Below are 21,146 nucleotides of genomic sequence, written 5' to 3' on the forward strand. Positions count from 1 at the left end.
AAATATAACGACATACTCGTTAGAACCTATCGTTGTCTTCTTGCTTTAAGTTATTAATCTTCGTCTTGCCCAAGATTTTTAATAACACATTACGGCAATACCTTAATATAGGACACAAAATAGCAGCGACTTTTTTGGAGCTAAACAACCAATAATTCAAGCGGTTAAACACACCAGATCGGCCGCTAAGCAAGGCTAAAAGATGGATGGCATCCGAGCCGTAATAGAGCTGTCCGTTCATTTTCAAGACCATGCCTTGATCTATGTCCAAGCCCTGAGCGGTGATTTCTTGCAACACTTCAGGATGTTCTCTCGCATCAATCAGTACTAGCTCTCCAATGCTTTGACGTATACGAACGATCTGGCAATAAAAATGGCAAGCAGAACATTCTTTGTCATAGATGAGCTGTATCTGCTTGTCTGTCATGCATCAACCAGCTGATAAGAGACCAAAAACAGCTGTTGAATCCCTGGGTAAATGGCTTGAATCACGTCCCTTAATTCAGCCAGCGTCATGTTTTCTTGCTCGGCATGATAACCTGTTAAAGCATCAAACAAGACAGGCTCGACAGACACTATTTTTAAACGACAAAACTCACGACCCTCTTCGAAAGTAGACACAGTCACCACAGAGTTAGGGGCATAGTACTTTTCAGCGTCATCACGCAAGGTAATGGTCTTTTTGCCAGATAGAATATCGGCCTCAAAGCGTTGAAAGAACGTCATAGTGGTTGGTGTCATTACCTAGTTCGCCTTTTGAGCCAGTTTTTCCAGCACTCTTGATACCGCCACAAAACCAAAAGTAGCGGTAACTGCGGTGCTGGCGCCAAAGCCCGTATCGCAGTTCATTTTAGTTTCTGTGTCCCCTTTCAATCTTTGCTTAGAGACGGTTCCGTCACCTTGCGGATAATTCAATTGCTCGATGGAAAACACACATTCAATGTTAAAACGCCTTTTGGTATTTCGACTAAAATTATAATAGCGACGTAGAAAGTTGCGTAGGTTCGCAGCTAATGGATCACCAACGGTTTTAGCCAGATCGGCCGTCTGAATTTTAGTCGGGTCGGTTTGCCCGCCGGCACCACCAATCGTAATAACAGAACGCTTATTGCTCTTACACCACGCCATTAGAGCGGCTTTTGGTTTGATACTGTCAATGCAATCAATAATATAATCAAATGGCTCAGCGAGGAGCTCAGACATGTTGTCGGCAGTTGCAAAGTCTTCTATCGAAGTGATTTCACAGTTCGGGTTTATTTGTTTAACTCTTTGAGTCATTACATCGACTTTAGATTCACCAATAGTGTCACTTAGAGCATGTATCTGACGATTTGTATTGGTAACGCAAATGTCATCCATGTCGATTAGTGTGATTTTTCCGATACCTGAACGAGCTAAAGCTTCTGCTGCCCAAGAACCAACACCACCAATACCAATGACGCACACATGAGCTTGAGAAAAAACCTCATAGGCCGCATCACCATACAAACGCCGAATACCACCAAACCGTTGATCATCTGTCACTATTCTCTCCTCGCAGGGAGATCACCCTGCGCTTTTCTTTCAATACGTGTATTCTTTGACTCTGTAAACATACTGACATGCACAGTGAGCCTTATGATTGAGCAAGCTTTTGAACAACTCGGTTTAACGCCAAGAGAAACGCAACTTTACCAAACGCTATTAAAACTCGGTCCCTCTTCTATTCGGGATATTGCCGAACACAGCGGTATAAACCGTGGCACCGCTTACGAGTCTCTAAAACAGTTACAGGGTAAAGGCGTTGTGAGTTACTTCCCTAAAGGAAAACGTCGATTTTTTAGCGCTGAAAACCCCGATATTTTACTGAATTTAGCGGAAGAAAAACGCAACCGCCTCGACAAAACTATCGAAAACCTGAAGAACACCATCATTCCTAACTTGCATCAGCAGCAGCCGGAGTATCATCAAACCAATGTGCGTTATTACGAAGGCGATGACGGCATTGAGTGGGTATTGCGCGACATTTTAAACGTCGTATCCGAACAAGACCATAAAGAATATTGCGTATTTTCGTCTAAGCCGATTCGTCCCTTTTTGTATCGTCCTTTTCCAAACTACACAAAACAACGTGTCAAATTGGGAATTAATGTAAAAGTCATCGCTTTGGGTGATGGCGGCGAAGAAGCAGAATTATCGGAACGTAAGTGGATTAAAACGGAAGGCGCTGTGGACGCGAGCTACATCGCTATTTACCCGCCTAAATGTGCCATCATTTCATTGGCAAGTAACAACTTCCCTTCCGCGGTGGTGTTGGAATCCAAAGACATCGCCAAAGCCCAACAAATTATCTTCGATACGCTATGGAAAATGCTTTAAATATTAGTAAATTCTAGAAGTAACAGACAATAAAAAAGCAGCCCTAAGGCTGCTTTTTTTGACTTCAAGCTCAACATAGCCGCTTAATTATGATTGCGGAATTGCTGAATAGTACGCAAACGGGCCATAGCTTCCACTAGTTCCGCTGTCGCACGAGTGTAGTCGACGTCAGGTTTTTGATTAGCCAAAAGCTCTTTAGCATGTTCTTGAGCTTTTAATGCCGCCTCTTCGTCCAGATCTCTTGCACGAGTGGCTGTGTTAGCCAAGACGGTGACACGGTGCGGTTGAACTTCTAGGAAGCCACCGGACACGAAGATAATCTCTTCATCACCATTTTCTTTAACCACACGAACAGGACCTGGTTGCAGAGTCGTCAACAATGGCGCGTGCCCAGGCATAATACCTAGATCGCCATAGCTGCCTGCAGCCACAAGAGATTGAACCGTACCGGAAAAAATCTCTTTTTCAGCGCTTACGATATCGCAGTGTACTGTGATAGCCATAAGTTGCCTCTCTTAGTCATACTTAGTAAAAGCGCCTTACAGCACTTTTACTACGTGTGATGGTTAAAGTTTCTTAGCTTTCTCGACCGCTTCGTCGATACTACCAATCATGTAGAACGCTTGCTCTGGAAGATCATCAAACTCACCATCCAAGATGCCTTTAAAGCCACGAATCGTGTCTTTCAAAGAAACATACTTACCTGGAGAGCCTGTAAATACTTCTGCTACGAAGAAAGGCTGAGACAAGAAACGCTGGATTTTACGAGAACGGTTAACCGTTTGTTTATCTTCTTCAGATAACTCGTCCATACCCAAGATCGCGATGATGTCTTTAAGCTCTTTATAACGCTGCAATACCATTTGTACGCCACGCGCTACGTCATAATGCTCTTGACCAATAACAAGAGGATCAAGCTGACGTGAAGTACTGTCTAGAGGGTCGATCGCTGGGTAAATACCCAAAGATGCGATGTCACGAGACAATACAACGGTTGCGTCCAAGTGAGAGAACGTTGTTGCTGGAGACGGGTCAGTCAAGTCATCCGCAGGTACGTATACCGCTTGAACAGACGTGATAGAACCTGTCTTAGTAGAGGTGATACGTTCTTGAAGAACACCCATCTCTTCAGCAAGTGTAGGCTGGTAACCTACCGCAGATGGCATACGACCTAGCAATGCAGATACTTCCGTACCGGCAAGCGTGTAACGGTAGATGTTATCTACGAAGAAAAGTACATCACGACCTTCGTCACGGAACTTTTCAGCCATCGTCAAACCAGTCAAAGCAACGCGTAAACGGTTACCTGGTGGCTCGTTCATCTGACCGTACACAAGAGACACTTTGTCGATTACATTCGAGTCAGTCATCTCATGGTAGAAATCGTTACCTTCACGAGTACGCTCACCAACACCAGCGAATACAGAATAACCACTGTGCTCGATAGCGATGTTACGGATAAGCTCCATCATGTTGACGGTTTTACCAACACCGGCACCACCAAACAAACCAACTTTACCGCCTTTCGCGAAAGGACAAACAAGGTCGATTACTTTGATACCTGTTTCAAGCAACTCGTTGCTTGAAGACTGCTCAGAGTAAGAAGGCGCAGAACGGTGAATAGACCAACGCTCTTCTTCGCCAATTGGGCCTTTTTCATCAATCGGATTACCTAGAACGTCCATAATACGTCCTAGTGTTTTAATACCAACAGGAACAGAAACAGGTTTGTTTGTATTTTCTACAACCAATCCACGCTTCATACCATCGGTAGAGCCCATTGCGATGGTACGAACAATACCGTCGCCTAGTTGTTGTTGAACTTCCAACACCAACTCTTTGCCTTCAATGGTCAGGGCATCATATACTTTTGGCACGCTATCACGTGGGAATTCCACGTCGATAACAGCACCGATAATTTGTACGATTTGTCCGCTACTCATGTTCGGATCCTCTTAAATACCTAAATACCTTAAACCGCTGCCGCGCCGCTGACTATCTCAGAAATTTCCTGAGTAATCGCTGCTTGACGAGCCTTGTTGTACACCAACTGCAATTCATCAATGATATCGCCGGCGTTGTCTGTTGCGTTTTTCATCGCAAGCATACGAGATGCTTGTTCACACGCAATGTTTTCAACCACTGACTGATATACTTGAGATTCAATATAGCGAACCAATAATTCGTTTAAAATTTCAACGGCTTCTGGCTCATAAATGTAATCCCAGTGGTGCTGTAACTCTGTATTCTCTTCCGCTTTTAGTGGCAAAAGTTGCTCAACCGTTGGTACCTGAGTCATCGTATTCACGAACTCATTAGAAACCACATACAAACGATCAATGCGACCTTCGTCAAATGCGTCTAGCATCACCTTTACACTACCGACTAAGTCGTCAGCTTTGGGCGCATCACCTAAACCGGTGAAAGCTGCTGTTACATTTCCGCCGTAGTTACGAAAGAATGAAACGGCTTTACCGCCAATGGCACAGATGTCGATTTCAACACCCGTATCAGCGAACTGCTTCATATCTTTAATGGCTTTTTTGAACACGTTAACGTTCAAACCACCACATAAACCACGATCAGAAGAGATTACGATATAACCAACACGATTCGCCTCACGTTCGGTAAGGTAACGGTGTTTATACTCAGGATTCGCGTTGGCCAAATGACCAACTACTTGGCGAATTCGTTCCGCATACGGACGAGAAGCGGCCATACGATCCTGAGCTTTACGCGTTTTACTAGCCGCTACTTTTTCCATAGCACGAGTAATTTTACGCGTATTGTTAATGCTCGAAATCTGAGTACGTATCTCTTTTCCGACTGCCATAATAGAACTGCCCTTGTGAGAATGTTATTTCACAAACTGCAAGAAAGTGGTGACAAACTAGATTAGCAGCTTGTCACCAAAGTCATTACCAAGTTTGCGTCGCTTTAAACTTCTCGATTGCCGCTTTCAGTGTCGCTTCAATCTCGCCGTTAAAATTACCAGTTTTGTTGATGTCAGCCATAAGATCAGCGTGTTCGCTGTTCATATAACCTAACAATGCCGTTTCAAAACTACCAATTTTGCTTGTTTCAACATCTTCAAGGAAGCCATCATTAGCAGCGTAAAGAACTACGCCCATATCAGCGACAGGCATAGGAGAGAACTGCTTTTGTTTCATCAGTTCAGTAACCTGTTTACCGTGCTCTAGCTGCTTACGAGTCGCTTCGTCTAGGTCAGATGCAAACTGAGCGAAAGCCGCCAATTCACGGTACTGAGCCAATGCAAGACGAATACCACCGCCAAGTTTTTTGACAATCTTAGTTTGTGCTGCACCACCAACACGAGAAACCGAAATACCGGCGTTCATCGCTGGACGAATACCCGCATTAAACGAGCTCGTTTCCAAGAATATCTGACCATCAGTGATGGAGATAACGTTGGTTGGTACGAATGCTGATACGTCACCACCTTGTGTCTCGATGATTGGCAATGCGGTTAAAGAACCGGTTTTGCCTTTCACTTCACCATTGGTGAATTTCTCTACATACTCAACGTTTACACGAGAAGCACGCTCAAGAAGACGAGAGTGAAGATAGAATACATCACCTGGGTACGCTTCACGACCTGGTGGACGACGAAGAAGCAAAGAGATCTGACGGTAAGCCCAAGCTTGCTTGGTCAAATCATCATAAATGATCAATGCATCTTCACCGCGGTCACGGAAGTATTCACCCATAGTACAACCAGTGTATGGCGCTAGGTAAAGCATTGCCGCTGGATCAGAAGCACCAGCCGCTACCACTGTGGTGTAACTCATTGCACCGGCTTCTTCAAGCTTACGTACAACGTTGGCAATAGTAGATTGTTTCTGGCCAATCGCTACGTACACACATTTAATGCCACTGTTTTTCTGAGCAATAATGGTGTCAATAGCCAACGCCGTTTTACCAATCTGACGATCACCGATGATCAACTCACGTTGACCACGACCAATTGGCACCATAGCATCAATGGCTTTATAACCTGTCTGGATAGGTTGATCAACTGACTGACGTTCGATAACGCCTGGTGCCACTTTTTCAACTTTATCCGTTAATTTTGCATTGATATCGCCTTTGCCGTCGATTGGGTTACCCAATGCGTCAACAACACGACCAAGCAATTCTGGACCGATTGGAACTTCCAATATACGACCAGTACATTTAACTTTTTGACCTTCTACAAGGTCTTGGTATTTACCTAGTACTACCGCACCTACAGAGTCACGCTCTAGGTTCAAAGCAATACCATAAACACCACCGGAGAATTCAATCATTTCTCCGTACATAACATCTGCCAAACCGTGAACCAGAACGATACCGTCTGCTACACTGACAATTGTGCCCTCATTTTGGGCATCAGAAGTGACATCGAGATTCTCGATGCGCTTCTTGATAATCTCGCTGATCTCAGATGGATTCAGTTGCTGCATGCTAAATTCCTCAACCCTGTTTTCGATTTAACGAAACACTAGGAGTTTATCGCCTCGGACAGTTTCGCCAGTTTACCGCGAACTGAACCGTCGATGATTAAGTCACCTGTACGGATAACCACGCCACCAAGCAGGCTCGCGTCTGTTTCATTGGTTAGGTTGATAGTACGATCCAACCTTTTCGCCAATGCTGCGGCTAATGCTTGTGCCTGTTCTGCTGATAATTCAAATGCAGAGGTAAATTCAACATCCACTGCTTTTTCAAAATTCAGTTTGAACTGTTGAAATAACACAGAAATCGCTGGAATAAGCGTCAAACGCTTTTTCTCAGCCAGGGCTAGCAAAAATGCTTTGCCCTGTTCTGTCGTTACTTCCGCACAAACGTCCGCTAGAGCGTTTGCCTTCTCTTCCGCACTAAAAGCTGGATTTCCAAGTGCCACCTTAAGCTTAGGATCCACCGTTACAGCGGCTAATATGCTCAGCATATCAGCCCATTCTGTAACGTGGCCTTGCTCACGGGCAACTTCGAAAGCTGCTCTAGCGTACGGTCGCGCGACTGTTTTTAGTTCAGCCATTAGACCCTCGCTTAAAGCTCTTTAGCGAGTTTTTCAACGATCTCGCTATGTGCTTTTTCGTCAATAGTGGCTCCCAAAATCTTCTCGGCACCAGCAAAGGCAAGGACAGAAACTTGTGAACGCAATGCTTCTTTAGCACGCAATACATCCTGTTCTATCTCTGCTTGAGCTGCTTCGCGCAAGCGTTTGCCATCGGCAATTACTTGTTCGTTTGCTTCGTCGATAATTTGGTTCGCACGTTTGTTGGCTTGTTCAATAATCTCGGCCGCGTTCTCTTTGCTTACACGTAGAGTTTGAGAGGCTTGTTCTTGTGCCAACTCAAGATCACGTGAAGCACGGTTCGCTGCTTCCAAACCGTCTGCAATTTTTTTACTACGCTCTTCGAGCGCAGCAATTACTGGTGGCCACACGTATTTCATGCAGAACCAGACAAAAATGGCAAACGATATAGCTTGGCCTAGAAGTGTGAGATTTAAGTTCACGCTAATACCCTCGCTTTTAGTCGTTTAAAAATCATTCCCGCAGAATTTTGCAGAATATTAACCAGCGACCAAAGCAACAAAAGGATTCGCAAAAGTGAAGAACAATGCGATACCTACACCGATCATAGTTACGGCATCAAGAAGACCCGCTACGATGAACATTTTAACTTGCAGCATTGGAACCATTTCTGGTTGACGCGCTGCGCCTTCCAAGAACTTTCCACCCAATATACCAAAACCAATCGCAGTACCTAGGGCACCTAGACCGATTAGAAGGGCTACAGCGATCGCAGTAAGACCAACTACAGTTTCCATTTTAACTCCTACATTTTCACAGTTTTAGATAAGGTTTAAAAAATATTACTTTAAAGAACACACTTTTAGTGATCTTCGTGCGCCATACTTAAATAGACGATAGTCAACATCATAAAGATGAAGGCTTGAAGCACGATAATCAAAATATGGAAGATTGCCCATGGTACCGACAGAGCCCATTGTAGGCCCCAAGGTAATATAGCAATCAAAATGAAGATCAATTCACCAGCGTACAAGTTACCGAACAATCGCAATGCTAATGAAACAGGCTTAGCAAGTAGACCGACACCTTCAAGCAAGAAGTTGAAAGGAATCATCCATTTGCCGAAAGGCTGTAACGTCAGTTCACCAACAAACCCACTAATGCCTTTTACCTTGATGCTATAGAACACAATCAACGCAAAAACAGAGAGTGACATGCCTAATGTGGCATTAATGTCTGTTGTAGGAACAAATTTGAAATACACATTATGAGGATCAGCGCCAAATATAGACACTCCCACCCATTGTGCAACAGCTGGCAAAAAGTCAACTGGGATCAAATCCATGAAGTTCATCAAGAAAACCCAAACAAAAATAGTCAGAGCCAAAGGTGCAATGACCTTACTCTTACCATGAAAGGTTTCTTTAACGCTGTTATCAACAAATTCAACCATAAGCTCTACAAAGTTTTGCAGTCCTGATGGTGTATCTGTTGATATTTTCTTTGCTGCTTTACGGAACAACCACAAGAACAATATACCCAAGGCGATTGAAACCGCCATAGTGTCTACATGAATTGCCCAGAATCCCATGTCTGCTGCTTCTTTTGCATCATGGGCAAGACCCCATGTACCGTCAGGATGTTGACCATAAGTCAAATTCTGAAGGTGATGCTTTATATATGCAGAAGCTGTTGGACTTTCAATACCCATACTTATATCCACGCTCTCTCAATGATTAAAATTCTATTCTCTATCGTATTAAGTATTTCTTAGCACGATAGGACTGAGCCAATGACTCAAAATTGCACCGCCAAAACCTGCAAAAAAAGCACCTGCAGCTAATGGTTTTATCAGAAGAAACACCAGCGACAATAAAACCACTGTCATAGCCAACTTACCGGCTTCTCCTCGATAGAATGATCTAACAACATCTTTTGCAGGACGGACCCCTTTATAGCCAAAAATCCGCCAAGCCATATAAATACTGGGTAGTATACTGGTCAATGCGCCCAATATAAAAGAGTACCCATACAGACAACCCGCAATGTAAAAAATTCCCAAAGATACAAAAAGAGTTAAAGATAATTGTAGCAAAAGGAAACGAAATACAGCCTTCTTTCTGGCGCTGATGATTGCACTCGCGCTTAACGGCTTATTTGACCCCATTACCTAACTCTCTAGCTGCACTCTAAAAGTGCAATCAATGTGATGATTTACAAAATTCGAGGCATTATATGGGTAATGGCGACTGTGTTCAACTTAAACTAGATAGCAAAATCACTTTCGGGGCATCTTGTCTAAATAGAAAAGCATCAATCATAATTACTTTATTTTCCAGTGAGTAGCTCACTAATCAAGAGCTCTAGGTGCTCAGGGTTACGATACTCAATGACAAGCTTACCTTTTCCTTTGGAGGAAGGCTGTATTTTGACAGCAGCATTAATTTTTTGACTGATACGTTCAGCCTCTGCACTTAAATCAGGCAAGGTAGGTTTACTATCCTCATTTTTTTCAATCACTTGAAAGTTTTTCACCAATCTTTCTGTCTCGCGGACAGATAAAGATTTAGTCACAACTTGTGATGCCGCCTGAATTTGTTTGTCATGCTCTAACGGGAGTAACGCTCTAGCATGACCCATTTCAATATCACCATGCTCTAATAAACGACGAACTTCAGGGGTTAATCCTAATAAACGCAATAAATTAGCCACGGTTGAACGTGATTTACCCACAGTATCAGCCACTTCTTGCTGCGTGAGGTGAAAATCCTCAACCAAACGCTGTAACGCTAACGCTTCTTCTACTGGGTTTAAGTCTTCACGCTGAATATTTTCGATCAACGCCAATACGACCGCGTCGGCGTCTTCAACATGACGAACAATAACAGGTACTTGGGTTAAATCAGCTAATTTGGCAGCACGCCAACGACGTTCACCCGCAATAATTTCATATTGATTATGACCACTGGGGCGGACCACAATAGGCTGCATAATACCTTGATTACGAATCGACGATGCCAAATCTTCTAATTGCGCAGGGTTCATGTCGCGACGAGGCTGAAATTTACCTTTCGAAAGCCAATCTACAGGCAAGTAAGTCAGGCCTTTTATTTCTTCATTATTGGCGCCATGATCAACATCGTGAGTCGCCGCCTTTTGAGGCGCTAATAATGCATCTAAGCCACGACCTAGACCTCTTTTTTTCATCGTCATTTCATTAACCCTAATTGGTATTAAAAATACGCTATATAAAGCAGTAATCACACGACAGTTTTTCGAATAAACTCACCCGCTAGAGCAAGGTAAGCAATGGCTCCACGAGATTGTTTTTCATAATGTAAAACAGGTAAACCATAACTTGGCGATTCAGCTAAGCGAATATTTCGAGGGATAACCGTGTCGTAAACCTTATCCCCAAAATGCTTATGAAGCTGATTGGAAACATCGTGAGTTAAACTTGGACGAGGATCATACATGGTTCGTAGAATCCCTTCGACCACTAGCGATGGGTTTAACGCTTGAGTAATACGCTCTATGGTTTGCAGTAAGGCAGTTAACCCTTCTAAAGCGTAATATTCACACTGTACAGGAATAAGCACACCTTGAGAGGCGGCAAGCGCATTGACGGTTAACATGTTCAATGCAGGAGGACAGTCAAGCAAGATAAAGTCAAAGTCATTATCGACTTCATACAAGCCTGCTCGTAGCCTTGTTTCTTTACTTGGTAAGTCTAATAAAACAACCTCCGCACCGGTTAAATCACCATTAGCGGGCAATACCCAATAATCACCAGGCATGGTTTTTTTCATGACTTCTTTTACGCCATGAGTGCCAATTAATACATCGTAAACACTGGTGTCTAATTCTTCTTTGGTTAAGCCACTTCCTGTCGTGGCGTTACCTTGCGGATCTAAATCAATTAATAAAACTCGGCGTTTCATCGCCGCAAGAGAGGCCGCTAAATTGACACAAGTGGTGGTTTTACCAACACCACCTTTTTGGTTTGTAACTGCGATGATTCTTGCCATGCTTTATCCTTTACGCGTCATCACTACCATGTGACGCTCCGCCTGAATATCTGGCACATTAAGAGGCTCTACTGACACTAAATCAACCTCTTTCGGTAGCGCCGCTATTTCTTCACTAGGGTAAACCCCTTTCATGGCTAAAAAATTACCCGTATTACTAGGCAGAGGCAGAGTCCACCGAATCATATCTTGTAGAGAAGCAAAGGCTCGAGAAATAACGTGATCGTATTCACCTTGATGACTATGCTTTTCAACCCGTTCATTCTCTACCGTTACATTATGAATCCCCAGTTCCATTTTAACTTGGGTTAGGAAGCGTGTTTTTTTGCCATTACTGTCAAGTAAAGTAAAACGTTTTTCTGGACAACATATAGCAAGCACCATACCAGGTAAGCCAGGACCTGTGCCGACATCTATAATATGTTCACCCGTAATATAAGGTAATGTTGCCAAGCTATCCAACAGGTGCAAAGAAATCATTTGCTCAACATCACGAATGGCGGTCAGGTTATACGCCTTGTTCCATTTTTCAAGCATGGCAAGATAATTAACAAGGGTCTGAATGGTATCATCAGAGAGAGCAGCGCCCATTTGTTGGGCGCCTTTTTGAATGGTGTCAAAGTGTGTCACAGTCGATCCATTTCTATAAAGAATGAGTTATTAGGGATTATCGGCTGATGATTCTAGGCACTTTTGCGCGCAATCGCACGTTTTTTCAAGTGAATTAACAGTAAGGACACCGCAGCAGGTGTTACACCTTGAATACGAGACGCCGCAGCCAATGTGGCAGGGCGCAACTGAGTCAGCTTTTGCTTGATCTCATTTGACAAACCTTCCATCTTTGAATAATCCAAATCATCCGGCAACGCAGTGTTTTCTTGACGACGTAGTCGCTCAATATCTTCCGCTTGACGAGTAATGTAGCCCGCGTATTTTACCGCTATTTGAACTTGTTCAGACACCTGTTCATCTACCGGTTCATCAAGCGCATTTTTTAAATCAGCCACATCGGAATACACAATATTGGGGCGTTTAAGCAAATCGAGCAAGTTATACTCATGCGTAATCGGCGTTTCCAATTTTGGATTAATAATATCTGATTCCGGTGAATTAGGTACAATCCAGCTTGATTTGAGTCGTTGTGTTTCAAGCTCAATCGCTTCGCGTTTTTTACAAAATGCAGCCCAACGTTCATCAGACACCAGACCCAATTCACGGCCTTTCTCTGTTAGGCGCATGTCGGCATTGTCTTCACGTAAAATCAAACGATATTCCGCACGACTGGTAAACATACGATAAGGTTCTTTGGTTCCCATAGAAATCAAATCATCTACCAATACACCAAGATAGGCTTCATCACGACGAGGTGTCCAAGCATCTTTATCTTGTGCCAGTAATGCCGCGTTTAAACCCGCCAATAAACCTTGCGCCCCCGCTTCTTCATAACCGGTTGTACCGTTGATTTGTCCGGCGAAAAACAAACCTGGCATGTGTTTGGTTTCTAAAGAATATTTTAAATCTTGAGGATTAAAGTAATCGTATTCGATAGCGTAACCAGGACGCATAATATGCGCGTTTTCCATTCCTTTCATCGAGCGAACTAGCTCAATTTGAACATCAAACGGCAAGGACGTCGAAATACCATTGGGGTAAAGTTCGTGTGTTGTTAAACCTTCTGGCTCAATAAAAATCTGATGTGAATTTTTATCCGCAAAGCGCACTATTTTGTCTTCAATAGAAGGACAATAACGCGGCCCTACCCCTTCAATTACACCAGTATACATAGGAGACCGATCCATACCAGCACGAATAATGTCATGAGTTCGTTCATTGGTATGGGTAATAAAACATTCAATTTGACGAGGATGCATCGCTCTATTTCCCATGTACGACATAACGGGCGTAGTGTCGTCGCCGGGTTGTGCTTGCATTTGGGAAAAATCAACTGAACGTGCATCAACTCTAGGCGGTGTACCTGTTTTTAAACGATCAACTCGAAACGGTAGAGCGCGTAACGGCCACCAGAATGATTCTAGATCCCCGCGGTTAACAGCGCGTAACTTTTCGGCCAAACCTATTGAAGGTGGATCTCCAGCTCGGCCACCAGAATGATTCTGTAAACCAATGTGTATGATGCCACCTAAAAAAGTCCCCGCGGTTAACACGACGGTTTTACCATTAAAACGAATACCAGTTTGGGTAATAATACCTCGAGCGGCACCATCTTCAACGATGAGATCTTCTACGGATTGTTGAAAAAGCCAAAGATTTTCTTGATTTTCTAATTTATAACGAATAGCCGCTTTATATAATATGCGGTCAGCTTGAGCACGAGTTGCTCGAACAGCTGGACCTTTTCGAGAGTTCAAGGTGCGAAATTGAATACCTGCTTTATCGGTTGCCAATGCCATAGCACCATCCAAAGCATCAATTTCTTTTACTAAATGGGATTTTCCAATGCCACCAATAGCAGGGTTACAGGACATTTGTCCTAAAGTTTCAATGTTGTGGGAAAGTAACAATGTTTTAACGCCCATACGTGCTGAAGCCAAAGCAGCTTCTGTACCAGCATGTCCACCACCAACCACAATCACATCAAAGCGACTTGGGAAATCCACAGGAACCTCGGTATTACTAAATAGAAAAATGAATGAAAAACGATCAACTATCGATAAGGCCGCTTAGTATATAGGCAAAATTCTAAAAAGGAAGTGAGTGAAATCCCATTTACCCGGTCATCAATATTAATATATATAAGTAGTATATAAGGTCTTTTGTTATTGTTATGTTTATATAGGAAGCAAAAATCTGTTAGTAAGTATTTTTTATACATATAAATCATATTGATACAGCGATGACATCTTGTGAACTATCCCCCTCTCTTCCTAAATGTGGGTAACTTATTCCTGTGTATAAAAGTACCACTTATACACGGCCTGATTTTTACCTCTAAGTTGTTAAAAACTGTGCAAAACTTCTTATCAACCTATTACCATACTTATCAACAGGTGGTTTTTTTTAAATAGTCGATATTAAGTTGTTGATTTTTAAAAGTTTAATTTATTTTATAAGCATTTTTTTGCCTTTATTTTAAAAAACAATCCACAAGCAAAAAAATTAAAATTTCTAATTAATTGTATTTTTATGATACATATAAATCATAATGTTTGAAGAATAGATCTTGTTCACATTTTTGTGAACTAATCCAAATTCTTCCTGTGCTTCTGTGATTAATAAAATAGGAGCAGCAACAACCAAACCTTGGCTAATGCGCTCGCTAAACTCTTCTATTTTTTTATCACTTTTTAACAGTAATAAAGATAAAAACAGGCCAATTAACAAGGCATTTACAGGTTGTCCTAAAAAGACGAATGCATCGTATAAAGTCGCTTTTCCCAAAGGTGCAGAAGGAAAACCAGCAATAGATCCAAAGCATATTAATAAAATAGGTACAAAGATCGGTGCAAAGGCTTTAAATGGGCTTGGTAGTGTACCGTAGCTTTGTTTTAACGTTTCGTAATCTTCATTTTGAGCTTTTAGTTCATCCGCGCCTTCACCATCAGGCTCGATATTAGTAAAGTGATTTGCCCATAACATTCCCGCCAAAGCCGCAACAGCAGCGACAAAAATACCCACCAAGATAACCAAACCCAAATTTGACTCTAGGCCTAAGTTCCCTGCCGCCGCAATAGGGCCAGGCGTTGGCGGTACAAAGGTATGTGTCGCATAAAGCCCAGTGGCCAGAGCCACACTCATAGACACACTGGAAACTTTCATGCGATTTGCCATGGACTGTTTCAATGAGTTTAAAATAACAAAGCCAGAATCACAGAACACGGGGATGGAAACCATATAACCAATCAAGGACATGGTTAAAGTAGGAAAGCGTTTTCCTAGAAGCTTAATAACGCAATTGGCCATGGTAATGGCGGCACCGCTTTTTTCTAAAATGGTTCCAATAATCGTACCTAGGACGATCACTAGTCCTATGTATCCAAGAATCCCACCAAAGCCCGATGTAATCGTTTTGGCAATGGTACTACTAGGTAAACCATAAGCAAACGCTGCGATAAATGCCGCTAATATCAGGGTTAAGAAAGGGTGAAGTTTAAATTTAGATGTTGCAACGACGATAAAGGCGATAACCCCTATCAAGATCAGTACTAAGCTCATCGAGTAATGTCCTTTTTTATTTTTAGTGTTGGAGTCAATGACACCTGTTTTTAGGACTTTTATTATTCAATAAACAGCCAACTTAAGCTTTAGCCACTTAGCTGGATATAACGCTCTTTTGTATGCTTTTTTTGTTCATTTGCACAAAATTATTGAATTTTATACTCTCAATAAGCCATTTTACTGTCATTTAATCCGCAATTAATTGGCCTAAATAGAGTCTAAAAAGACCCTCTAATGCATGAATGTCTAATTGGGTAATGTGTTGAATTTTATCTAACCGATACCGCAACGTATTACGGTGAATGTGTAAGGCATTAGCACACTGCTGTAAATCCCCAAAATGAGTAATGTAGGCAGCGAGCGTCTTTCGTAACGATCCTTTATTATCAGCGAATTGAAGTTGTTGGTAATGACTAGATAAAATCTCACCTCGCCAATTATGTTTAAGACCAGATAATAAAACCTGCAAAGAATAATCCTCAAACAAATACTTCCTCTCTTCATTGTTAAACTGCTTACCAATGATCAAGGTTTCCTGAGCCGTTTGATAGGAATGCGCTATGCCATCTATATTTGGAAAATAATGCCCTAGAGCAATTTTTGTACCGTCTTTGATATGATGAGGCAAACGTTTTAAGAGTTCATCAATACGCGCACTTTCTAGGGTAGGATCCCAGTTATGTCCATCTAAAAAAGCAGGTTTTAAAATAACCAGTTGATTCAGAGACGTCATAGCGACTAAATTTCCACGCTCAGGATACTGTAAAAGGTGTAATACCTCTTTCAGATTGTTCGTATCATGACCGTTATTCAAAGTTTTAGAGTTTATATCGCTCACCTCTATAATCGCTGCAACTCTAGGCGTTTCAAGAGAAATACCTAACTGAGAAGCCCATTCGATGAGCTGAGGTTTATCCCGGAGATCCCCCTTAATCAGTTGCAGAATAAACTCTTCTTTTTGGCGATTTTCCCATTGTAGTTTGTCTTGTAAATTGGCTTGCTCAACGATTATCTCAGCGGTCATTTTCAATAACTGCCCGTAAGGCGTTATTTCTTTGAATTCCCCTGTGATACCAATAACACCAATAATTTGACCTTGATAATGAAGAGGTAAATTAATACCGGGCTTTACTCCTATAAGTCCTGATGCGGCTTCTGAGGTAATTTCTACCACTCTATTTTGAGTAATCGCTAATAACGCCCCTTCATGAATAGCACCAATACGCAGATTATCGCCCGAGCCAAGAATCACACCACGATTGTTCATTACATTCACATTGTGTCCCAAAATACTCATGGTACGGCTGACTATTTGCATGGCGATAGCTGGGTCTAAAACGTACATTGAGGCTCCAATCAATAATAAAGGCGACGCCATATTACTGAAGTTAAGAAAGGAAAACAGCCAAGATAGCATCTGTGATTGTGCTTTTACTCCACCATAAACTAAGCTGTTTTCATCACAGAGCCTATCTTATTACGACAATCACTCGACCACGTACTTGACCATCAAGTAATTTATAGGCCGTTTCTACAACGTCCTCTAAGCCAATTTCTGTGCTGATTACATCAAAATCTTGTGGTTGTAGTAATTCACTTAAACGCTGCCAAGCTTCAATACGATCCGCTTTAGGGCGCATCACGCTGTCGATGCCGATGAGTTTGACGCCACGCAGAATAAACGGTGCGACGGAAGCAGGGAAGTCTATGCCTTGCGCTAAGCCACAAGCGGTAACAACACCGCCGTATTTTGTGCTCGCACAGGCATTGGCTAGGGTATGACTACCAACACAATCGATGACGCCAGCCCAACGCTCTTTTTGCAAAGGTTTACCCGGCTCAGAAAGCGTATTGCGATCAATAACCTCACTGGCGCCAAGTGCTTTTAAATAGTCAGTTTCTTCCATTCGTCCTGTTGACGCCACCACATGATAACCAAGACGATTGAGCAAACGAATGGCGAAGCTGCCCACTCCACCGTTTGCCCCAGTGACAAGAATTTCGCCAGAATTAGGCATAACACCTTGTTTTTCAAGGGCTAAAACCGACAACATGGCGGTGTAACCCGCTGTACCTATTGACATAGATTGCTTAGGTTCTATACCTTTTGGAAGTGGGATGAGCCAATCACTTTTTAAGCGTGCTTTTTCAGCCAATCCGCCCCAGTGCATTTCACCCACCCCAAAACCATTCAATAATACCCAATCCCCTTCAGAAAAAGCGTCTGAGTCACACTGAGTCACTTTGCCAACCAAATCAATACCGGGCACCATAGGAAAGGATCGAACAACGGGGGATTTACCAGTAATCGCTAAACCATCTTTATAATTTAACGTACTGTAATAGACATCCACCAAGACATCGCCTTCGGGCAACTGGCTTTCATTCAATTCTGTCACAGACACTAAATTTTTTTTATCTTCTTGAGTAATCAATACACCTTTAAACATATTACCTCCACTTTTAGACCGATCGTCTAATTAAATAACTAAAAAAAGCCAAGTAATGATGCTTGGCTCCATGGTTCCAGAGAACAACAAGGCTATTTCACCTTAATCGCCTGTATAAAGAAGTCTAAGAAAAGACTTAAGGGCTGAGTGTCTTTCATTAATCGTGTCCGGTGAACCGCACCTTCCCAACCAATCCAAAATGCTTGAGATGTATCTTCAATAGAATTATGCAGCTTAATTTCACCCGCTTTCAATGCCAGCAGAAGGCACGCAGCGACACGAATTTGCCAGCTCTGATAAGTCTCTTGAAGTTGCTCACGAAACACATTGGATAAATTAGGCGATTCTTGCTCTAAATTACCCACTAAACAGCCTCGTTTAAAGTCATGACGCACAATACCGTCCTGAGCATCCTTTGCAAACCGCTGCAATCGCTCTAAAGGAGAAAAAGCGTCATCTAATAAAAAACGATCTAATTTAGCTTCAAAGTAACAACGATAGCGCTGAAGAACAGCAAGACCAAACACCTCTTTACTAGAAAAATAGTGATAAAAAGACCCTTTAGGAACCCCTACAGACTTTAAAATAGGGTCAATACCACTACGAGAAAAGCCGATTTCCGTCAGCATTAACATACCTGCTCTTAACAAAGATTCACGCGTATCAAAAGAATCAGCAGACAGCTTTTTTGGTCGTCCTCGACGAGGCTTTTCGGGGGCATTTATTATTAAGTCTTGTTCATGAATGAAATTGAGCAAATTGCCATACCTATACGGATAAAACACAAGAGCAATAAATTTAGACCAGTCGTCTACTAAAATCAAATTTCTGTATAACTTATTTCACACAGCCACTTCATCTTTTTGCTTGTCTTTGGTCGGTGGCACACCAAAATACCGCTTATAATCTCGACTAAACTGATGAATGCTTTTGTAGCCGACTTCTAAAGCAATTTGGCCCACATTTAGGTGGCCTTGATTAAGCAGCATTTGCGCTTTCAATAAACGGAGTCTCTTTAAATATTGCAAAGGAGAAGACCCTGCAACGGCTTTAAAATGATGGTGAAAGCTGGAAACGCTCATATTGGCGCCTTCGGCGAGTTGTTCAATTCGCACTTCTTGATCTAATTGCAACTGCAGCTGTTTCAAAGAATGGACAATTTGAGAAAAACGACCTTGGTTTACAACAAGGGCCCGTAAAGCATCGCCTTGCGGGCTTTGTAAAGCTTCAAAAATGACTTCTCTCACTCGACTCTGTCCCATGGTTTTTGCGGTTTTTGGATCATGTAGCGCTCTAATAAGTCGTTTAACGGCTTCTTCCATGTCTGGACTCATAGCAACAGATGACATGGGAAAATAAGGTACAGACAGCTTTAAGTTACTTTCAGTAGTATCAGAAACCAACTCAGATAATAATGCAGGATCTATATTAATCGACACGCCAAAAAGGGGTTCTTCTTTACTGGCAAAGGTTTCACATTCAAAAGGCAAAGGAAGGGTTTGTACTAAATAATGACCGGAATTGTAGTGAATTTCACGATCACCTAAATAACCAATTTTTCGACCTTGAACTATGATAGTCAATCCTGGACTGTAAATAAGCGGCATCCTCGGGAAGGATTTTTCACTGCGCATTAGTCGAACATTGGCAATTGAGGTGTCTAAAAAGCCATCCTCTATCATCAGAGTTTTGATCAAATCAACTAAGTTTCTATCGGTCATCTTCGATTGGCCTATCTATAAAAAAATCAATAAATTTAGTATCCACTCAAGATTGTGTAGGAAAAGTTAAATTTTCTTTATTTAGAGGAATAGGCAAAACTATAACAAAAATGCACAACACAAAACGAGGAAATTTACTCTAAACTAGCCATCACGTATTTCATGTTCAAACTCTGGAGTCATAATTTATGAGCCAAGCAAAATCGTATGCGGCACTCTCTGCAACAACCCCTTTAGCACCATTTTCATTTGAACGCCGCTCTCTTCGTGAAGACGATGTAAATATAGATATTCTGTATTGTGGTGTTTGTCACTCTGATATTCATACGGCGGAAAGTGATTGGGGGCCAAGTAATTACCCAATCGTTCCTGGTCATGAAATTGTCGGTAAAGTCACAGAAATCGGCAGTAAAGTATCTAAATACAAAGTGGGTGATGTTGTCGGCGTTGGTTGTATGGTTGACTCTTGTCAACATTGTTCACACTGTTCAGCGGACTTAGAACAATATTGTGATAATAACCCCGTTGGAACTTATGGGGCTCACGATTTAATTGACGGCACCTTAACTTACGGCGGTTATTCTGATCATATCGTTGTCCGTGAAAAATTCGTTTTGTCCATTCCAGAAGCACTTGATGCCAGTAAAGCAGCGCCATTATTATGCGCTGGTGTAACCACATTTTCACCACTGCGTCATTATGGCGTCAAAGCAGGTGATAAAATTGGTATTCTAGGTATGGGCGGCTTAGGTCACATGGGGGTTAAATTAGCCAAAGCATTGGGCGCGGAAGTCACTATTTTTACTCGTTCTGAAAATAAAATAGCCGAAGCAAAAAAACAAGGCGCCGATCACGTTGTTGTTTCAACCGACGACACCCAAATGCAAGCAGTGGCAATGAATTTTGATTTTTTACTAGACACTATTCCTGTTCAACATGATTTAAACCCCTACCTCAATTGCTTAAAGGTCGATGGTGTACACATTTTAGTTGGTTTGATTGAACCAATGGATCCCACTGTTCATGCTGCTAATTTGGTATTAAAACGCCGTATTCTGACAGGCTCTTTGATTGGTGGCATTGCAGAAACTCAAGAAGTATTAGATTTTTGTGCTGAACATAATATTGAATGTGATGCTGAGATGATTAATATCCAAGATATCAACGAGGCGTATAAACGCATGAAAAAAGGCGATGTTAAATATCGCTTTATCATTGACATGAAAAGCCTTAAAAACAGCTAATCGTTAAATTTCTTCGTTCTTCTTAGGAACAAAAAATCTAGCAATAAAAAGCGTTCTCTATTAAGTATAGAGGGCGCTTTTTTTATTTGTCTTTCTCCCCACAAAGCAAACCTTCATTTTTACGTGACTTT

The 21,146-nt window shown here is 42.1% G+C and carries 23 protein-coding genes; 2 read left to right on the top strand and 21 right to left on the bottom strand.

All coding sequences use genetic code 11. The features are described 5' to 3' along the window. Nucleotides 1–19 precede the first annotated feature (19 nt). Genes M3I01_RS17280 through tcdA form a run of 3 tightly spaced genes read right to left on the bottom strand, consistent with a single transcriptional unit; the run spans nt 20 to nt 1,524 of the window. Nucleotides 20–427 carry a DCC1-like thiol-disulfide oxidoreductase family protein gene (locus tag M3I01_RS17280; RefSeq protein ID WP_255897173.1) on the bottom strand — a complete coding sequence of 136 codons (408 nt, stop codon included), beginning with the start codon at nt 425–427 and terminating at the stop codon, nt 20–22. After that, nucleotides 424–741, bottom strand: coding sequence for a N(4)-acetylcytidine aminohydrolase (gene yqfB, locus M3I01_RS17285; protein ID WP_255897176.1), 318 nt, complete (start codon nt 739–741; stop codon nt 424–426). Before yqfB ends, M3I01_RS17280 begins: the two co-directional genes overlap by 4 nt. Before the next feature lie 3 nt (nt 742–744). Then, nucleotides 745–1,524: a tRNA cyclic N6-threonylcarbamoyladenosine(37) synthase TcdA gene (gene tcdA / locus M3I01_RS17290; protein WP_255897182.1), complete on the bottom strand. Its 780-nt coding sequence runs from the start codon at nt 1,522–1,524 to the stop codon at nt 745–747. A 93-nt stretch (nt 1,525–1,617) separates the two neighbouring features. On the opposite strand from tcdA, the gene M3I01_RS17295 reads away from it, so the two are divergent. Beyond that, entirely contained in the window at nt 1,618–2,358 is a 741-nt protein-coding gene (locus M3I01_RS17295; protein WP_176336654.1) for a TrmB family transcriptional regulator, read from the top strand. Nucleotides 2,359–2,441: 83 nt separating this feature from the next. Here the strand turns inward: M3I01_RS17295 and M3I01_RS17300 are convergent, their stop codons facing one another. The 18 genes from M3I01_RS17300 to M3I01_RS17385 form a co-directional block, all read right to left on the bottom strand. Further along, complete coding sequence (locus tag M3I01_RS17300; protein WP_255897183.1) at nt 2,442–2,861, bottom strand: F0F1 ATP synthase subunit epsilon; 420 nt, start codon at nt 2,859–2,861, stop codon at nt 2,442–2,444. Nucleotides 2,862–2,924: 63 nt separating this feature from the next. Beyond that, nucleotides 2,925–4,301, bottom strand: a complete 1,377-nt coding sequence (atpD, locus tag M3I01_RS17305) for a F0F1 ATP synthase subunit beta (protein ID WP_255897184.1) — start codon at nt 4,299–4,301, stop codon at nt 2,925–2,927. A gap of 29 nt (nt 4,302–4,330) precedes the next feature. Further along, nucleotides 4,331–5,191 (bottom strand): F0F1 ATP synthase subunit gamma, encoded by an 861-nt coding sequence (gene atpG, locus M3I01_RS17310; protein ID WP_176336657.1) that lies wholly within the window; start codon nt 5,189–5,191, stop codon nt 4,331–4,333. Nucleotides 5,192–5,276: 85 nt separating this feature from the next. Continuing rightward, nucleotides 5,277–6,821, bottom strand: coding sequence for a F0F1 ATP synthase subunit alpha (gene atpA / locus M3I01_RS17315; RefSeq protein ID WP_255897186.1), 1,545 nt, complete (start codon nt 6,819–6,821; stop codon nt 5,277–5,279). A 38-nt stretch (nt 6,822–6,859) separates the two neighbouring features. Then, nucleotides 6,860–7,396 carry a F0F1 ATP synthase subunit delta gene (locus M3I01_RS17320; protein WP_255897187.1) on the bottom strand — a complete coding sequence of 179 codons (537 nt, stop codon included), beginning with the start codon at nt 7,394–7,396 and terminating at the stop codon, nt 6,860–6,862. Nucleotides 7,397–7,407: 11 nt separating this feature from the next. Beyond that, entirely contained in the window at nt 7,408–7,878 is a 471-nt protein-coding gene (locus tag M3I01_RS17325) for a F0F1 ATP synthase subunit B (protein ID WP_255897188.1), read from the bottom strand. A 57-nt stretch (nt 7,879–7,935) separates the two neighbouring features. Next, nucleotides 7,936–8,193: a F0F1 ATP synthase subunit C gene (gene atpE / locus M3I01_RS17330; protein ID WP_012072127.1), complete on the bottom strand. Its 258-nt coding sequence runs from the start codon at nt 8,191–8,193 to the stop codon at nt 7,936–7,938. 65 nt (nt 8,194–8,258) lie between these two features. Beyond that, a complete protein-coding gene (gene atpB / locus M3I01_RS17335; RefSeq protein ID WP_255897190.1) occupies nt 8,259–9,107 on the bottom strand; it encodes a F0F1 ATP synthase subunit A in 849 nt (282 codons plus the stop codon). Nucleotides 9,108–9,155: 48 nt separating this feature from the next. Continuing rightward, a complete protein-coding gene (locus tag M3I01_RS17340; RefSeq protein ID WP_255897191.1) occupies nt 9,156–9,563 on the bottom strand; it encodes an ATP synthase subunit I in 408 nt (135 codons plus the stop codon). Between the two features lie 161 nt (nt 9,564–9,724). Next, nucleotides 9,725–10,609, bottom strand: coding sequence for a ParB/RepB/Spo0J family partition protein (locus M3I01_RS17345; RefSeq protein ID WP_255897194.1), 885 nt, complete (start codon nt 10,607–10,609; stop codon nt 9,725–9,727). Nucleotides 10,610–10,656: 47 nt separating this feature from the next. Next, nucleotides 10,657–11,424, bottom strand: coding sequence for a ParA family protein (locus M3I01_RS17350; RefSeq protein WP_112135465.1), 768 nt, complete (start codon nt 11,422–11,424; stop codon nt 10,657–10,659). A 3-nt stretch (nt 11,425–11,427) separates the two neighbouring features. Further along, complete coding sequence (gene rsmG / locus M3I01_RS17355) at nt 11,428–12,054, bottom strand: 16S rRNA (guanine(527)-N(7))-methyltransferase RsmG (protein WP_255897195.1); 627 nt, start codon at nt 12,052–12,054, stop codon at nt 11,428–11,430. A 53-nt stretch (nt 12,055–12,107) separates the two neighbouring features. After that, nucleotides 12,108–14,042: a tRNA uridine-5-carboxymethylaminomethyl(34) synthesis enzyme MnmG gene (mnmG, locus tag M3I01_RS17360; RefSeq protein ID WP_255897196.1), complete on the bottom strand. Its 1,935-nt coding sequence runs from the start codon at nt 14,040–14,042 to the stop codon at nt 12,108–12,110. A 508-nt stretch (nt 14,043–14,550) separates the two neighbouring features. Next, a complete protein-coding gene (locus M3I01_RS17365) occupies nt 14,551–15,597 on the bottom strand; it encodes a GntP family permease (RefSeq protein WP_255897197.1) in 1,047 nt (348 codons plus the stop codon). A gap of 190 nt (nt 15,598–15,787) precedes the next feature. Then, on the bottom strand, nt 15,788–16,945 hold the full coding sequence (locus tag M3I01_RS17370) for a sugar diacid recognition domain-containing protein (RefSeq protein WP_255897198.1): 1,158 nt from the start codon (nt 16,943–16,945) through the stop codon (nt 15,788–15,790). A 124-nt stretch (nt 16,946–17,069) separates the two neighbouring features. Continuing rightward, nucleotides 17,070–18,050, bottom strand: coding sequence for an acrylyl-CoA reductase (NADPH) (gene acuI / locus M3I01_RS17375; RefSeq protein WP_255897199.1), 981 nt, complete (start codon nt 18,048–18,050; stop codon nt 17,070–17,072). Between the two features lie 92 nt (nt 18,051–18,142). Continuing rightward, nucleotides 18,143–18,808, bottom strand: coding sequence for an acrylate utilization transcriptional regulator AcuR (acuR, locus tag M3I01_RS17380; RefSeq protein WP_255897201.1), 666 nt, complete (start codon nt 18,806–18,808; stop codon nt 18,143–18,145). 84 nt (nt 18,809–18,892) lie between these two features. Then, nucleotides 18,893–19,771, bottom strand: coding sequence for an AraC family transcriptional regulator (locus M3I01_RS17385; protein ID WP_255897203.1), 879 nt, complete (start codon nt 19,769–19,771; stop codon nt 18,893–18,895). Between the two features lie 188 nt (nt 19,772–19,959). Between M3I01_RS17385 and M3I01_RS17390 the strand changes: the two genes are divergently transcribed. After that, nucleotides 19,960–21,015, top strand: coding sequence for an NAD(P)-dependent alcohol dehydrogenase (locus tag M3I01_RS17390; RefSeq protein WP_255897204.1), 1,056 nt, complete (start codon nt 19,960–19,962; stop codon nt 21,013–21,015). The last annotated feature ends 131 nt before the right edge of the window (nt 21,016–21,146 follow it).

This window comes from Marinomonas maritima, from assembly GCF_024435075.2.
Classification (GTDB): Bacteria; Pseudomonadota; Gammaproteobacteria; order Pseudomonadales; family Marinomonadaceae; genus Marinomonas; species Marinomonas maritima.

Excerpts from the sequence above, each read along its gene's own strand:
- M3I01_RS17280 (WP_255897173.1), bottom strand. The coding sequence starts at position 427 with ATGACAGACAAGCAGATACAGCTCATCTATGACAAAGAATGTTCTGCT.
- yqfB (WP_255897176.1), bottom strand. The coding sequence starts at position 741 with ATGACACCAACCACTATGACGTTCTTTCAACGCTTTGAGGCCGATATT.
- M3I01_RS17295 (WP_176336654.1), top strand. The coding sequence starts at position 1,618 with ATGATTGAGCAAGCTTTTGAACAACTCGGTTTAACGCCAAGAGAAACG.
- M3I01_RS17300 (WP_255897183.1), bottom strand. The coding sequence starts at position 2,861 with ATGGCTATCACAGTACACTGCGATATCGTAAGCGCTGAAAAAGAGATT.
- atpD (WP_255897184.1), bottom strand. The coding sequence starts at position 4,301 with ATGAGTAGCGGACAAATCGTACAAATTATCGGTGCTGTTATCGACGTG.
- atpG (WP_176336657.1), bottom strand. The coding sequence starts at position 5,191 with ATGGCAGTCGGAAAAGAGATACGTACTCAGATTTCGAGCATTAACAAT.
- atpA (WP_255897186.1), bottom strand. The coding sequence starts at position 6,821 with ATGCAGCAACTGAATCCATCTGAGATCAGCGAGATTATCAAGAAGCGC.
- M3I01_RS17320 (WP_255897187.1), bottom strand. The coding sequence starts at position 7,396 with ATGGCTGAACTAAAAACAGTCGCGCGACCGTACGCTAGAGCAGCTTTC.
- atpE (WP_012072127.1), bottom strand. The coding sequence starts at position 8,193 with ATGGAAACTGTAGTTGGTCTTACTGCGATCGCTGTAGCCCTTCTAATC.
- atpB (WP_255897190.1), bottom strand. The coding sequence starts at position 9,107 with ATGGGTATTGAAAGTCCAACAGCTTCTGCATATATAAAGCATCACCTT.
- M3I01_RS17340 (WP_255897191.1), bottom strand. The coding sequence starts at position 9,563 with ATGGGGTCAAATAAGCCGTTAAGCGCGAGTGCAATCATCAGCGCCAGA.
- M3I01_RS17345 (WP_255897194.1), bottom strand. The coding sequence starts at position 10,609 with ATGACGATGAAAAAAAGAGGTCTAGGTCGTGGCTTAGATGCATTATTA.
- M3I01_RS17350 (WP_112135465.1), bottom strand. The coding sequence starts at position 11,424 with ATGGCAAGAATCATCGCAGTTACAAACCAAAAAGGTGGTGTTGGTAAA.
- M3I01_RS17365 (WP_255897197.1), bottom strand. The coding sequence starts at position 15,597 with ATGAGCTTAGTACTGATCTTGATAGGGGTTATCGCCTTTATCGTCGTT.
- M3I01_RS17370 (WP_255897198.1), bottom strand. The coding sequence starts at position 16,945 with ATGTACGTTTTAGACCCAGCTATCGCCATGCAAATAGTCAGCCGTACC.
- acuI (WP_255897199.1), bottom strand. The coding sequence starts at position 18,050 with ATGTTTAAAGGTGTATTGATTACTCAAGAAGATAAAAAAAATTTAGTG.
- M3I01_RS17385 (WP_255897203.1), bottom strand. The coding sequence starts at position 19,771 with ATGACCGATAGAAACTTAGTTGATTTGATCAAAACTCTGATGATAGAG.
- M3I01_RS17390 (WP_255897204.1), top strand. The coding sequence starts at position 19,960 with ATGAGCCAAGCAAAATCGTATGCGGCACTCTCTGCAACAACCCCTTTA.